Annotated in this window: 13 protein-coding genes; 5 read left to right on the plus strand and 8 right to left on the minus strand. The window is 69.4% G+C overall.

What is annotated here, in order from left to right; all coding sequences use genetic code 11:
- Positions 1 to 5: 5 nt before the first annotated feature.
- Together BR07_RS0100105 and BR07_RS0100110 are read right to left on the minus strand one after the other, a co-directional pair.
- Positions 6 to 1,313 (minus strand): serine hydrolase domain-containing protein, encoded by a 1,308-nt coding sequence (locus BR07_RS0100105; protein WP_027503697.1) that lies wholly within the window; start codon positions 1,311 to 1,313, stop codon positions 6 to 8.
- A complete protein-coding gene (locus BR07_RS0100110; protein ID WP_027503698.1) occupies positions 1,310 to 2,893 on the minus strand; it encodes a serine hydrolase in 1,584 nt (527 codons plus the stop codon). The genes BR07_RS0100105 and BR07_RS0100110 overlap by 4 nt, the downstream gene beginning before the upstream one ends.
- Positions 2,894 to 3,098: 205 nt before the next feature.
- On the opposite strand from BR07_RS0100110, the gene BR07_RS0100115 reads away from it, so the two are divergent.
- The gene (locus BR07_RS0100115) at positions 3,099 to 3,314 is read left to right on the plus strand and encodes a DUF2945 domain-containing protein (RefSeq protein WP_027503699.1); all 216 of its coding nucleotides are present in this window, start codon (positions 3,099 to 3,101) and stop codon (positions 3,312 to 3,314) included.
- Between the two features lie 171 nt (positions 3,315 to 3,485).
- Here the strand turns inward: BR07_RS0100115 and BR07_RS0100125 are convergent, their stop codons facing one another.
- Together BR07_RS0100125 and BR07_RS0100130 are read right to left on the minus strand one after the other, a co-directional pair.
- Positions 3,486 to 4,673, minus strand: a complete 1,188-nt coding sequence (locus tag BR07_RS0100125; RefSeq protein ID WP_155956886.1) for an aminotransferase-like domain-containing protein — start codon at positions 4,671 to 4,673, stop codon at positions 3,486 to 3,488.
- A gap of 175 nt (positions 4,674 to 4,848) precedes the next feature.
- The gene (locus BR07_RS0100130; protein WP_027503701.1) at positions 4,849 to 6,252 is read right to left on the minus strand and encodes an NAD(P)H-quinone dehydrogenase; all 1,404 of its coding nucleotides are present in this window, start codon (positions 6,250 to 6,252) and stop codon (positions 4,849 to 4,851) included.
- Positions 6,253 to 6,413: 161 nt separating this feature from the next.
- Here BR07_RS0100130 and BR07_RS0100135 point away from each other — a divergent pair, with 161 nt between their 5' ends.
- On the plus strand, positions 6,414 to 6,881 hold the full coding sequence (locus tag BR07_RS0100135) for a gamma-glutamylcyclotransferase (RefSeq protein ID WP_027503702.1): 468 nt from the start codon (positions 6,414 to 6,416) through the stop codon (positions 6,879 to 6,881).
- Positions 6,882 to 6,918: 37 nt separating this feature from the next.
- Here the strand turns inward: BR07_RS0100135 and BR07_RS0100140 are convergent, their stop codons facing one another.
- From BR07_RS0100140 to BR07_RS0100150, 3 genes are read right to left on the minus strand one after another with little or no spacing between them, the layout of a single operon-like run.
- Complete coding sequence (locus BR07_RS0100140; RefSeq protein ID WP_027503703.1) at positions 6,919 to 8,085, minus strand: M20 family metallopeptidase; 1,167 nt, start codon at positions 8,083 to 8,085, stop codon at positions 6,919 to 6,921.
- Positions 8,082 to 9,254, minus strand: a complete 1,173-nt coding sequence (locus BR07_RS0100145) for a M20 family metallopeptidase (RefSeq protein ID WP_027503704.1) — start codon at positions 9,252 to 9,254, stop codon at positions 8,082 to 8,084. Before BR07_RS0100145 ends, BR07_RS0100140 begins: the two co-directional genes overlap by 4 nt.
- 13 nt (positions 9,255 to 9,267) lie before the next feature.
- Positions 9,268 to 9,969, minus strand: a complete 702-nt coding sequence (locus tag BR07_RS0100150; protein WP_027503705.1) for an enoyl-CoA hydratase/isomerase family protein — start codon at positions 9,967 to 9,969, stop codon at positions 9,268 to 9,270.
- A gap of 89 nt (positions 9,970 to 10,058) precedes the next feature.
- Between BR07_RS0100150 and BR07_RS27230 the strand changes: the two genes are divergently transcribed.
- Genes BR07_RS27230 through BR07_RS0100165 form a run of 3 tightly spaced genes read left to right on the plus strand, consistent with a single transcriptional unit; the run spans position 10,059 to position 12,716 of the window.
- Positions 10,059 to 10,211 carry a hypothetical protein gene (locus BR07_RS27230; protein ID WP_197027699.1) on the plus strand — a complete coding sequence of 51 codons (153 nt, stop codon included), beginning with the start codon at positions 10,059 to 10,061 and terminating at the stop codon, positions 10,209 to 10,211.
- A 16-nt stretch (positions 10,212 to 10,227) separates the two neighbouring features.
- Entirely contained in the window at positions 10,228 to 11,115 is an 888-nt protein-coding gene (locus tag BR07_RS0100160) for a purine-nucleoside phosphorylase (RefSeq protein WP_373425290.1), read from the plus strand.
- The gene (locus tag BR07_RS0100165) at positions 11,112 to 12,716 is read left to right on the plus strand and encodes a phospho-sugar mutase (protein ID WP_027503707.1); all 1,605 of its coding nucleotides are present in this window, start codon (positions 11,112 to 11,114) and stop codon (positions 12,714 to 12,716) included. The genes BR07_RS0100160 and BR07_RS0100165 overlap by 4 nt, the downstream gene beginning before the upstream one ends.
- Here BR07_RS0100165 and upp read toward each other — a convergent pair.
- Positions 12,713 to 13,336 carry a uracil phosphoribosyltransferase gene (gene upp, locus BR07_RS0100170; RefSeq protein WP_027503708.1) on the minus strand — a complete coding sequence of 208 codons (624 nt, stop codon included), beginning with the start codon at positions 13,334 to 13,336 and terminating at the stop codon, positions 12,713 to 12,715. The two genes, BR07_RS0100165 and upp, sit on opposite strands and share 4 nt — an antisense overlap.
- Positions 13,337 to 13,399 lie beyond the last annotated feature (63 nt).

Raw genomic sequence — 13,399 nt, forward strand, 5'->3', positions numbered from 1 at the left:
CGAGCCTACTTGCCGGTGTCCTCCGCCACCTCGTCGATGTCGTCGGCTGTGTCCTCGGGGCCGGAAGACGGCCCGGACTGCTGCGGGTACAGGGCTTTCGCCAGCGACCCGGCCAGCGCCGCCGCCGGCGCACTCCCGTCCGTCCCGGGCGCCATGTTCGCCCAGACCACCATGGTCATGTCGTTGACCGGGTCGTACCCCATGAAGGAGTTGTACCCGGGCATCTCGCCGATGTGGCCGAACATCGGTCCCATCTGCGCGAGCCCGTAGCCGTACCCGGCAGAGGACGGGTTGTCGGGATCGGTCGGCTGCACACTGTCCATCCGCAACGTCTGGGTGTCCGCGTCGAGCAGGTCGCCCTTGACCAGCGCCCGGACCCACGTGGCCAGATCGTTCGCCGTCGAGATGCCCTGACCGGCCGAGCTCGTCCACGACGGGTTGTCGTTCGTGGTGTCCCTCGGCTGGACCGAGCCGGCGTCGATCGCAGCGATCCGGTCCGGTGACAGCGCTTCCTTGCCCTCCCCGAGCGTCTCGACGTTGCCGCTGTAGCTGTAGCCGCGGGTGAACGGCGCCGGAATGCTCGTGTCGGTGGTGGCGGGATACGACGTCCCCGCCAGCGCCAGCGGACCGAAGAGCCTGTCCTGGAAGATCTGAGCGATGGGCTTGCCGTCGAGCTTCTCGGCGATCAGTCCGAGCAGCACCGTGTTGGTGTTGGAGTAGCTGTAGCCCTCTCCCGGTGGGAAGTTCGGCGGGTTGCTCAGCCCCAGTGCGACAAGCTCCTCGGCGGTCCACACCCGGCCGGGATCGGTGTCGAGTGCCTCGTTGAGCTCCACGGTCTGGGTGTAGCTGTAGAGCCCACTGCGCATGTCGAGCAATTGCCCGATCGTGATGGCATCGCCGTTCGGCACATCGGGTCGGAACGTGCTCACCGGATCGTCGACGGACAGCAACCCCTCCTGGACCATCTGCAGGATGACCGTGCCCGTCCACGTCTTCGTGTTCGACCCGATCCGCACCTTGGTGTCGAGCGTCGGGGCCTCCGACCGATCGGCCGCCACCGAACCCCAGGTCTTGACGTACTCACCGTCCGGCGTGGTGATCAGCACGACCATGCCGATCTCCCGCGACGTCGTGGCGACGTCCTCGACCATCGCGTCGAGAGCTGCGGGATCGAGTGGCAGGAGAGCCGATTCGGTCGCTGACGACGTGACCGGTGCCGGCGCCTCACCGCTGCCGGACGAGCAGCCCGCGACGAAGATCAAGGCAGAGGCCGTCGCGATACCGACGGAACGGGAGACAGTGCGAACAGTCATGAGCGTGTGAACCTTCCGAGTCCCTGCTTGTCGAGGTATTCGACCGCGAACGAGGCGGGAGCACCGTTCACGATCTCGAACGTGACTCCTGTCGGTCCGACCGCGTTCTCGCCGGACGTCTCGAACCAGTAGGTGTCACCGTCGTAGTGGGTCAGGGGGTACGTCAGCCGGCCGTCTTTTCCGACGGTGAGCGTGAGCCGATCACCGTCCGCCGAGACCCGAGCCGGACCGTGGAACGGGCTGTCGAACGTTCCGACGTACTCGGTCGCGGGACGAGCAGGGGCCACCGAGGCCGGCGGTGTCGCGTAGTCGATCGGCGACGCCTCCTCCTCTGCGATCCCGTCGAAGATCCCGGCGATCAACGGTGCCCAGTCGACGGTCTGCCGACCGTTCCTCACCTGGTCCATGAACTGCGCGGCAACAGTTTCCGAGCCCCCGACCGGTGCCGAGTTGGACAGGACGACGATGCCCAGCTGTTCACTCGGCAACATGAACACGGTGGTGCTCGCCCCGAGGGCGAACGCTCCGGAATGCGACAGCTCGACGCGCCCCTTGTCGTCCGTGCCCACGTTGAATCCCAACCCGTAGAACGAGTCTCGCGCGCCCTCCGTCCCGGACGCGCCCGACAGGGAGTGCGAGGTGTGCGTGTACTGCAATGCGTCCGCGTCGACGATGCGACGACCCTCGAACTCTCCCCCGCCGAGTTCCATGCGGATCCACTTCGTCATGTCGTCGACGGACGAACTCGCTCCGCCGGCAGGTGACTGGTTGTCGGGCTCGCGGACGTACTTCGCTTCCCACTCGGTGGTCGAACCCTCGGCGAGCACGTGGTTCACCGCATGGTTGGGCGAGTTCGCCCAGTCCTCGAATCGTGACGAGGTGTCGGCCATGCCGAGGGGCTCGTAGATGCGACGACGAGACAGCTCGGGCCAGTCGGTGCCCTGCGCCTTGGCCGCGGCGTTGCCGGCGGCGGTGAACCCGAAGTTCGTGTACGCGTAGCTGTCCCGGAACGACGCCAGCGGGAGCTGGTCGAGGCGGCCCATGATGTCGTCGTAGTCGTAGCCGAAGTCCTCGAGCACGTCACCGGCGTGATCGGGCAGACCCGATCGGTGCGAGAGCAGATCGACGAACGTCGCGTGCTCGCTCACGTACGGATCCGCCACCGCGAACTCCGGCTCGTACCGTCGGACGGGATCGGCCCAGTCGACCGCTCCGTCTCCGACCGAGGCAGCGATGACGCTCGACGCGACCGGCTTCGACACCGACGCGAGCTGGAACCGGGTGTGGGTGTCGACAGGCTCGTCGGTACCGACCTTCCGGACACCGAATCCGCGCGAGTACAGCACCTCGTCCTGGTACACGACGGCAGCCGCGACTCCCGGCGTCCCGGTTCGCGCCATCATCGCCTCGACGTACCCGTCGAGATCGCCGACGGCCGCGTCGACGTCTGCGCGGTCGATCTGGGCGGCAGGGACGGCCGGCGGGCTGTCCGCGAGTGGCTCCGGCGACGCCTCCTCCGAGCTGCATCCCGCTGCCACCAAGGCCAGCGTCAGTACCGTCGCAGCAATTCTCGCGGCCATCTCGTCTTCCCCGTTCGACGTGCCGAGTCCCCGTCCCACGAACATGGGCTGGAGACCGATCGGTTCGAGACCCTACGCCGACTGTGTACTTTGCACCATGCAAGTTGCACCATCGACCACCGGACGGTCGTGTGTGCCGACAGCACTTCCCGGGTATGAGCCCCACACCGGACAAGAAAAATCGGCAGACGGAAGGAACCGACACGTGTCGAAGGACGAGTTCAGCAAGGGCGACAAGGTCGAGTGGAAGACGCACGGCACCACGACCGAAGGCGAGGTGGTCGAGAAGATCACCTCCGAGACCGAAGCCGGTGGGCGCACGGTCAAGGCGTCGAAGGACGACCCGCAGTACCGAGTGGAGAGTGACAAGTCCGGCAAGGACGCGGTGCACAAGCCCTCCGCGCTCGATCCGAAGGACTGACCCACTCACGCCTGCTCGTCGACGCCGGCTTTCCTCCGCTTCACCTGGTAGAGGTCGGCGTCGGCGCGTGCGAGAACGGTTCCGTGCCGAACACCAGGTGGCTGGACGCCGTCGACGGACCGCATGCCGACACGATGCCAGGTTCGGCGGGAGTCGGAAAACCGGAGAGGGCTACCGCGCGTCGTGCGCCGCGGCCAGGCGTCGCACGGCCTCCTGCAGCTCGGCCTCGGTCGACGTCGCGAAGCAGACGCGCAACGCGGTACCGAGTTCGTCGCCATCGGCCGGATCGAAGGCGCGACCGGGAACGTACGCGACGCCGCGGTCCAGCGCTGCCGGCAGCAGCGCCGACGTGTCCGTGCCGTCGGTGAACTGCACCCACAGGAACATCCCGCCACGGGCCGCATCGACCTCGATCGCCGAACCGAGTTCGCTCCGCAGTGCTCCGACCAACACCTCCGCCCGTGCCGAGTAGACCGCACGCACGTCGTCCAGATGCTGTCGCAACCACGGCTCGTCGGCGATCAGGTCCGCCGCGACCAGCTGCGTCAACGACGACCCGCACAGATCGGCGCTCTGCTTGATCCGCTCCACGGCGTCGCACACCGGTCGGGCCGCGGTGAGCCACCCGACGCGCAACGACGGTGCGAGGATCTTGGACGCCGAGCCCAGACGGATCACGCGATCGGACGCGATGGGGCCCGGCGGGGGTGCGTCGAACCACACGTCGCCGTAGGGATCGTCGTCGACGACCCAGAAGCCGTACCGTTCCGCGAGGTCGACGAGGGCGCGGCGACGCCCGACCGACAGCACTCCCCCGCGAGGATTGTGGAAGTTGCTGACGGTGTGCACGGCGCGAGGGCGCACTCCTGACTCGAGCAGCCGCGCGAGGGCATCGGTGTCGGTGCCGTCCGCATCGACCGGGACCGACTCGATGCGGGCACCGACGGCCTGGAACGCTTGCAGCGCACCGGGATACACCGGTCGATCGACCACGACCACGTCGCCGGGATCGACCAGCACGGACGCGAGCAGGCTGAGCGCCTGCTGGGAGCCGTGGGTCACCACCACCGAGGCTGGCGACACCTCGTTGTGGACCAGCGCCGACTCCCGTGCGGCGATCACGTCGCGGAGCCGACGCACCCCCGTGGTCTCCGCGTACTGCAGGGCCGCGGTGTCGCCGCTCAGTATTCGATGCGTGACCTCGCGAATGACGCTGTGCGGCATGACGTCCGACGAGGGCAGACCGCCGGCGAGGGACAGGATGTCAGGCCGCGCGGTCAGCGTGAGCAGGTCACGAATCGCCGATCCGATGATCGCCGAGGCGCGGACGGACAGGGGTGGCAGAACAGAGGACGACATGGATTCTCCGAGCATCGTGGGACACGAGGCGTCGCGGCGCGCTCACCGGGGTGGGCTCGGAGTCGGTCGTGACGAGAACGGTGCCGCGGGTGGGGCACCGTTCTCGTAGCGTAGCGCGGTGACTCACACAGTGGAACCACTGTCTCACAGTGTGGGATACAATCGAGCGAGGGTGTCAGTCCAGATCGTCGTGGCGCATGAGCTGACGCGCCGCCTCGGTGATCGATCCGGTGAGAGACGGGTAGACCGAGAATGTGGCGGCGAGATCGTTCACCGTCAGGTTGTTCTGCACAGCGATGGCGATGGGGAGAATCAGCTCGGACGCGGTGGGAGCGACGACCACTCCGCCGATGACCACACCCGTCGCGGGACGGCAGAAGATCTTGACGAAGCCGCGACGCAGGCCGGACATCTTGGCGCGGGGGTTCGTGTTCAGCGGCAGCATGACCGTGCGCGCTGGGACGTCCCCGTTGTCGATGGCGGACTGGCCGACACCCACCGTGGCGATCTCGGGTCGCGTGAACACGGCGGAGGCGACCGTCTTGAGCTTGATGGGGCTGACGCCCTCGCCCAGCGCGTGGTACATCGCGATGCGGCCCTGCATGGCGGCGACGGAGGCCAGTGGCAGCAGGCCCGTGCAGTCGCCCGCCGCGTAGATGCCGGGCACGCGGGTACGCGAGACCCGGTCCACGCGAAGGTAACCGCCGCGGTCGAGCTCGATGCCGACGCTCTCGAGGCCGAGGTTCTGCGTGTTCGGGACGGAGCCGACCGTCATCAGCGCATGCGAACCCTCGACGGTCTTGCCGTCGGACATCGTCACGACTATGCCGTCGGCGGTGCGGGTCACCGAGTCCGCGCGTGCGTTCTTGATCAACGTGACACCACGCTCGGACAGGACGTCCTCGAGCACGAGTGCCGCGTCGGCGTCCTCACCGGGAAGGACGCGGTCGCGACTGGACACGACGGTGACCTTGACGCCCATCTCGGTGTACGCGGAGACGAACTCGGCTCCGGTCACGCCGGACCCGACCACGATGAGGTGGGTGGGCAGGGAGTCGAGGTCGTAGAGCTGACGCCAGGTCAGAATGCGCTCACCGTCGGGCTCGGCACCGGGCAGGATGCGCGGGCTCGCACCGGTCGCGATGAGCACGACCTCGGCGTCGATCTCCTGCGTCGACCCGTCCGCCAGGGTGGCCTCCACCTGGTGGGCGGCCAGGCCGGGCTGCGTGTCCACCACCTTCGCCGTTCCCGACAGCACGGTCACGCCGACCGTCTGCAGACGGGCGCGGATATCGGAGGATTGAGCCTGCGCAAGGGATTTCACGCGGTTGTGGATCTGCGGCAGGTCGATGGTGGCCGAGGTCGGGTCGAGCTCGATACCGAGGTCGGACGCGCGACGCATGTCGGTGCGGATGCCGGTCGAGGCGATGAAGGTCTTGGACGGAACACAGTCCCAGAGGACGCAGGCGCCGCCCACTCCGTCGGAGTCGATGAGCGTCACCGTCCCGCCGTGCTGGGAGGCGACCAGAGCGGCCTCGTATCCGGCCGGTCCGCCTCCGATGATCACGATGCGGGTCATTCGTCCTCCGTTGCGGGTTTTCGGGAGAGTCCTGGCGAGTGAGGGTTGCTCACAGCATCAAACCTATTCCACGGGGTGCCGCGGCTGCACGTCAGGCCGAGCCCATATCGGTGGGCACCTCGATCCGCGCGAATCGGGTACGACGGTTTAGGCTGACCGCCGTGCCGATCTATGCCGCTTACGGCTCCAACATGCACCCCGAGCAGATGCTCGAGCGGTGCCCCCACTCCCCTGCGGCCGGAACCGGGTGGTTGCCGGGGTGGCGTCTGACCTTCGGCGGCGGCGACATCGGCTGGGAGGGCGCGCTCGCGACCGTCGTGGAGGACCCCGACTCGAAGGTGTTCGTCGTGCTCTACGACGTCTCACCGGAGGACGAGGAGAGCCTCGACCGGTGGGAGGGTTCCGAGCTCGGCATCCACCGCAAGATCCGCCTCCGCGTCGAGACGGACGACGAACCCGTCCTGGCGTGGCTCTACGTGCTCGACGCCTACGAGGGTGGGCTGCCCTCGGCGCGCTATCTCGGCGTCATGGCCGAGGCTGCGGAGATCGCCGGCGCCCCGGCCGACTACGTGCGCGACCTGCGCACCCGCAACAGCCGCAACGTCGGCCCCGGGACCTCGTCGCTCTGATCCTCGGGCAGCTCTGATTCTCGGGCAGCTCTGATTCTCAGGCGACGGGGTCGTCTCCCAGTCCCAGCGCCAGTGCCGTCATCGTGCGGACACCGACGGCCAGCGCACGCTCGTCCAGGTCGAACGTCGGCTGATGGATGTCGAGCTGGGGTCCGACGCCCGACCACACGCCGAGACGCGCCATCGCGCCCGGCACGTGCTCCAGGTACCACGAGAAGTCCTCGCCGCCGCCGGACTGTGCGGTGTCGGCCAGGGCATCCGGGCCCAGCGAGCGGATGGCCGCCTCGAAGCGCCGGGTGGCGTGTTCGTCGTTGACCACCGGTGGCACGCCGCGGCGGTAGTGCACCTCGTACTTCACGCCGGTGGGCGCGAGCACGCCGGCGACGATCTCCTGCACCAGCGGCTCGAGCAGTGCCCACGTCTCGTGGTCGCCCGTCCGGACCGTGCCCGTGAGCATCCCCTTCTGCGGGATGGCGTTCGGGGCCTGACCTGCGACGACTGCGCCCCACACCATGACGGTGCTGGTGCGCGGGTCGACGCGGCGGCTCAGCAGTCCCGGCAGACCGGTGATGACCGTGCCCAGCGCGTACACCAGGTCGGACGTCAGGTGCGGACGGGAGGTGTGTCCGCCGGCCGAGTCCAACCGCAGTTCCACGGTGTCCGCCGCGGAGGTGATCGCGCCCACGCGGATGCCGACGCGTCCGACCTCGAGACGGGGATCGCAGTGCAGCGCGTAGATCTGCGACACGCTCTCCAGCGCGCCCGCGGCCACCATGTCGAGAGCGCCCCCGGGCATGACTTCCTCGGCGGGCTGGAAGATCAGCCGGACGCCGTGCGGCAGCGAGTCGAGTGAGGCCAGCGCCAGCCCGGTCGCCAGCAGAACCGTCGTGTGGGCGTCGTGTCCGCACGCATGGGACACACCCGGGACCGTCGACGAGTACTCGGCGCCGGTGAACTCCGTCAGGGGCAGCGCGTCCATGTCGGCCCGGAGAGCGACGCGCGGACCGGCGGGGCCGATGTCGCAGATGACGCCGCTGCCACTGGGAAGCACCACCGGGGACAGTCCCGCGGCGGTGAGGGTCTCGGCGACGAACTTGGTCGTCTCGAATTCCTGCCTGGCCAGCTCGGGGTGCATGTGGATCCGTCGACGCCACGTCACGAGATCCGCCCCGTGTGCTGCGATCCAGGCGTCGGCCGGATTCATCGTCGTACCGTCCTCTCGTGTGTGCCCTCGACGAGTCGAGAGCGTTGCTGTGGGTCGGTGGCCGCCGCGACGGCCACCCGAGCGAGGGCGCGGGCCCCGTCGACGACGGCGCGGTCGGCCGACTCGGTGATGCACGCCGTGGTGAAACCTGGCTGGTGAGTGACCGCGCCGCCGGAATCGAGACCGATCACCGGATGGATGCCCGGGATCCGCGCGGTGACGTTGCCCATGTCCGTGCTGCCGAACGGGCGCGAGGTCTCGAACTCCTCGGGAACCAGTGCGCGACCGAGAGTGCTTGCGACACGACGGTATTCGGCCACCAGCCAGGGATCGGGAGTGAGTTCGGTGTAGGTCGGGGACACGGTGACGATCTCGTGGGTGCACCCGGTGGCCACCGCTCCGGCCTCGAAACATCCCCGCGCGCGGCGATCGAGATCGGCGAGTGCCTCGGCAGTGTCCGCGCGCAGGTAGTAGAACATCTCCGCCGATCCGGGGACGATGTTCGGGGCGGTGCCGGCGTGACCGACGATGCCGTGGATCTGCTGACCCGGGCGCAGATGCTGGCGCAACAGGCCGACACCGACCTGCGCGACGGTGACGGCGTCGCCCGCGTTGATGCCCCACTCGGGCGCCGCGGAGGCGTGCGCTTCACGCCCTGCGTATCGAACGGCGATGTCCGACAGCGCGAGTGAGCGCGCGGCGGCGATGTCGAGCGGACCGGGGTGCACCATCATCGCCAGCGAGACGTCGTCGAACACCCCGGCGTCGAGCATGAGGACCTTGCCGCCGCCGGACTCCTCGGCCGGGGTGCCGAGCACCCGGACGGTCAGCCCCAGCTCGTCGGCGACCGACGCGAGGGCCAGCCCCGCACCGACCGCCGACGCCGCGATGATGTTGTGTCCACAGGCGTGGCCGATCTCCGGCAGTGCGTCGTACTCGGCGCACACGGCGACCACCAGCTCGCCCGAACCGTAGGTCGCGTCGAATGCCGTCGGCAGGCCCGCGACGCCCCGCCGCACCTCGAATCCGCCACCTGCGAGCAGATCGGCCGTCGCCGCCGACGCGAAGTGCTCCTCGAAGGCCAGTTCCGGACGCGCGTGTACGGCGTGCGACAGGGCGACGAGATCGCCGGTCGCGGCGTCGAGAACGGAATCGAGGGTCGAGGACACGGGACTCAGTGTGTCACTGCCCCAGTGAGAAGGTGCTCTCCGCCGTGGGGACGGACAGCGCGGCGAGGGTGCGCACGTGGATGCTGTCCTTGATGGACGTGAGGTTGGCGCCGCGGGTGGACACCCGTTCGGCCGCCTGCGCCACCGCGGTGGTCAGCAGCTCGTCCTCGCCGGCGACGGCCTGCACGATGCCGAACTCGAGAGCGTCCGCGCCGCCGTAGCGACGGCCGGTGGTCATCGCGTCGATCATGGTCCGACTCGGCAGGCGCTCGGCCAGCAGCGTCGACATGCCCTCGGTGAACGGCATGCCGAGGTTCACCTCGGGAAGGCAGAAGAAGCCCCGGTCCGCGCGCATGACGGACGTGTCGTGGCACAGGGCGAGCATCGCGCCGGCGCCGAAGGCATGGCCCTGTACGGCGGCGACCGTGGCCATCGGGAAGCGCAGCAGCCGGGTGTAGACGGTGTGCACCAGGTCGAGGTACTCCGGAATGGAGTCCGCGTGGCTGAACAGGTAGTCGGTGTCCAGGCCGTTCGAGTAGAACTTGCCGCCGCCGACGGTCACCAACGCGGCCGGACCCTCCGACGCCTCGGCCTCGTCGAGGAGCGTGTGCACCTGCTCGATCCACTCCGGGTGGAAGCGGTTCTCCGGGTTGACGCCGTCGGCGTGGGCGAGGCTGAGGACGAAGACGTCTCCGTGGCGATCGAGTGAAGGCATGGACGGATGGTACTCGTCGGTAACCAGACCCCGATCGACGCCGGCGACGCTCGGTTGCGCGGGACCGATTTCCGGAGGACCGTGCAGTCATGGCTCTCGCGGCGATCCTCCAGCTCGGTGTGATCGTGCTGCTCGCAGCCCTCTCCGCGATGCTGTTGTTCGTCGGCGCGTTCGGATCGGGCGCCGTGATCGCCTCGGCCGCGTCTGTGTGGTTCTGGCGTCTCTACCGAGCCCACACCTGACACTCCGCCGTCTCGCCTGCCGCAGCGAACACCCGCCCGCGGCGATAGGGTCGGACGTGTGAGCACTCCCCCCGTACCGGCCGACTCGGAGAACGCACTCGTCGATCCCGAGACCGATCCCACCGGAGCCGCGGAGGCGGCCGCCGCCGCCCTGGCCCGGATCACCGGCATCGCCGAGCATCCCGTGGCAGTGGTCCTCGGATCCGGGTGGCAGAAGGCCGCGGAGCAGTTCGGCACACCCCAGCACATCGTTCCCATGTCCTCGCTGCCCGGCTTCGCCGCACCGAAGGCGCTGGGCCACTCCAACGCCATGTGGTCCGTGGACGTCGAGGGCACACAGGTCCTGATCCTGCTCGGGCGCACCCACGCGTACGAGGGACATCATCTCGGCCGCGTGGTCCATCCCGTCCGCACGGCGGCCGCCGCCGGCGCTCGCACCATCGTCCTGACCAACGCGGCGGGCGGCATCCGTGAGGGCATGGCTGTCGGCGATCCCGTGCTGATCTCCGACCACCTCAACCTGACGGCGCGGTCACCGCTGATCGGCGCCCAGTTCGTCGATCTGGTCGACGCGTACTCGGCCGACCTGCGCGAGGTGGCCCGAGGAATCGACCCGAGCCTGACCGACGGCGTCTACGCCGGACTGCCCGGCCCGCACTACGAGACGCCCGCCGAGATCCGCATGCTCCGCACGCTGGGCGCCGACCTCGTCGGCATGTCCACGGTGCACGAGACCATCGCGGCTCGGGGTGCGGGTGCCCGTGTCCTCGGTATCTCGCTGGTGACCAACCTCGCGGCCGGTATGACCGGCGAGCATCTGGACGGCGACGAGGTGATCGCCGCCGGCGCCGCCTCGGCCGAGCGGATGGGAACTCTGCTGCGACGGCTGGTCCCGCAACTGTGACAGACCTCGACGCCGTCGTCCGGCAGTGGATCGAGGACGATCCGGACCCCGCGACGCAGGCGGAACTGCGCGATCTCGACGCGAGTGATCGGGCCTCGCGGTTCGCCGGTGCGCTCACGTTCGGCACCGCGGGTCTGCGCGGACCCGTGCAGGCCGGGCCCGGTGGCATGAACGTCGCCGTCGTCATGAGGGCCACACACGGTGTGGCGCAGTATCTCTCGCGTCATCACGCGGCCGGCTGCGAGGTGGTGGTGGGCCGGGACGCCCGGCACGGCTCCGCGGAGTTCGCCGTCGCCGCGGCCGAGGTCCTGGCCGCGGCGGGCTTCCGCGTCACCCTGCTCCCGGACCCGGCGCCGACCCCGGTGCTCGCGTTCGCCACGAGGTCACGCGGCGCCGTCGCCGGCATTCAGATCACCGCTTCGCACAATCCCGCGGCAGACAACGGCTACAAGGTCTACCTCGACGGCGGCGCCCAGTTGGTGTCGCCCGCCGACCGGGAGATCGAGGAGTTCATCCGGCAGGCGCCGGGTGCGTCCTCGATCGCACGCACCGCCGTCACGCCCACCGCGGACCCCGTGATCGAGCAGTACCTCGACCGGGTGGCACAGCGCGTTCCCGAGCGGCCGTCGCACTCCACCCTCCGTGTGGCACTCACTCCGATGCACGGGGTCGGCGGGCCCGTGGCCGTGGAGGCGTTGCGCCGCAGCGGTGTCACCGACGTCCACATCGTGACGTCGCAGTTCGACGCCGACCCGGACTTTCCCACCGTGACCTTTCCCAACCCCGAGGAGCCGGGCGCGGCGGACCAGGTGCTGGCGCTCGCCGCCGAGGTCGACGCGGCACTGGCCATCGCTCTGGACCCGGACGCGGACCGGTGCGCGATCGGCGTGCGCGGGCCGAACGGTGTCCGCATGCTCACCGGCGACGAGACGGGAGCGGTGATCGCAGACCACATCCTGCGGTCGGCGCCGCCGGGATCACTCGTGGCCAGCACCATCGTGTCGTCGAGCCTGCTCTCGGCGCTCGCGCCGGCCCGCGGTGCCCGCTACCGGCGCACGCTCACCGGCTTCAAGTGGCTCGTGCGCGCCGGCGACGGCCTGGTATACGCCTACGAGGAGGCGATCGGACACTGCGTCGACCCGGACGCGGTGCGAGACAAGGACGGCATCTCGGCGGCCGTGCTGCTCGCACACATCGCGGCCGACCTGGCCGAGGAGGGACGCACCATCCTCGACGTCCTCGACGATCTCGACCGAGAGTTCGGAGCGCGCGTGGGCACCCAGGTGTCGCGGCGCGTCACCGACCTCTCGGAGATCGGCGACATGATGACGCGCCTGCGTTCCGCCCCACCGACGACGTTGGCGGGTGCGACGGTGACCTTACGCGACCTGAACACCCCCGACGCCGAACTCCGCACCGATGCAGTGGAACTGACCGGCGAACGGTTCCGCGTCATCGTTCGGCCGTCGGGAACCGAACCGAAGCTGAAGGCCTACCTGGAAGTGGTCGAACCGGTGGCGACGGCGGAGGATCTGGCGCCGGCCAGGACACGCGCGGCCGACACGCTCGAGTCCCTGGCCGACTTCGCCCGCTCGCTCTAGCGGGGACCGAACTGGCGGTCCCCGGCGTCACCGAGGCCCGGCACGATGTACGCGTTCTCGTTCAGACCCTCGTCGATGCTGGCGGCGACGAGGCGCACGGGCAGTCCCGACGACGCGAGTGCCTGCACTCCCTCGGGGGCGGCCACGACGCAGATGCACGTGACGTCGTCCGCGCCGCGCTGCACCAGCAGCTCGATGGTGTGGACCATCGACCCGCCCGTGGCGAGCATCGGGTCGAGGACGTACACCGGGTAACCGGCCAGGTCGTCGGGCAGCGATTCCATGTACGGCACCGGCTGATGTGTCTTCTCGTCGCGCGCGATGCCGACGAAGCCCATCCGCGACTGCGGGATCAGCGAGCTGGCCTTCTCCACCATGCCCAGGCCCGCGCGCAACACCGGCACCAGCAGCGGCGGCGACTTCAGGCGCGTCCCGGTGGTCACCGCGACCGGCGTCGTGACGTCGAACTCGACCACGGGCGCGTCGCGCAGCGCCTCGTAGACCAGCATCTGCGTCAGCTGGCGCAGTGCGGATCGGAACGCGGGGTTGTCCGTCGACTGGTCGCGCATCTGGGTCAGCAGCGCGGACGCGAGGGGGTGGTCGAGTACGCGGGTGTCCATGTCGGGCGTGGTGTTCACCGGGATCACCCTAGTCGGCGATCGGCGCCCGCTCCCGGTCGAACG

This window comes from Rhodococcus sp. UNC23MFCrub1.1 (assembly GCF_000686025.1).
In the GTDB taxonomy this organism is placed as follows: domain Bacteria; phylum Actinomycetota; class Actinomycetes; order Mycobacteriales; family Mycobacteriaceae; genus Rhodococcoides.

Excerpts from the sequence above, each read along its gene's own strand:
- BR07_RS0100105 (WP_027503697.1), bottom strand. The coding sequence starts at position 1,313 with ATGACTGTTCGCACTGTCTCCCGTTCCGTCGGTATCGCGACGGCCTCT.
- BR07_RS0100110 (WP_027503698.1), bottom strand. The coding sequence starts at position 2,893 with ATGGCCGCGAGAATTGCTGCGACGGTACTGACGCTGGCCTTGGTGGCA.
- BR07_RS0100125 (WP_155956886.1), bottom strand. The coding sequence starts at position 4,673 with ATGTCGTCCTCTGTTCTGCCACCCCTGTCCGTCCGCGCCTCGGCGATC.
- BR07_RS0100130 (WP_027503701.1), bottom strand. The coding sequence starts at position 6,252 with ATGACCCGCATCGTGATCATCGGAGGCGGACCGGCCGGATACGAGGCC.
- BR07_RS0100140 (WP_027503703.1), bottom strand. The coding sequence starts at position 8,085 with ATGAATCCGGCCGACGCCTGGATCGCAGCACACGGGGCGGATCTCGTG.
- BR07_RS0100150 (WP_027503705.1), bottom strand. The coding sequence starts at position 9,969 with ATGCCTTCACTCGATCGCCACGGAGACGTCTTCGTCCTCAGCCTCGCC.
- BR07_RS27230 (WP_197027699.1), top strand. The coding sequence starts at position 10,059 with ATGGCTCTCGCGGCGATCCTCCAGCTCGGTGTGATCGTGCTGCTCGCA.
- upp (WP_027503708.1), bottom strand. The coding sequence starts at position 13,336 with ATGGACACCCGCGTACTCGACCACCCCCTCGCGTCCGCGCTGCTGACC.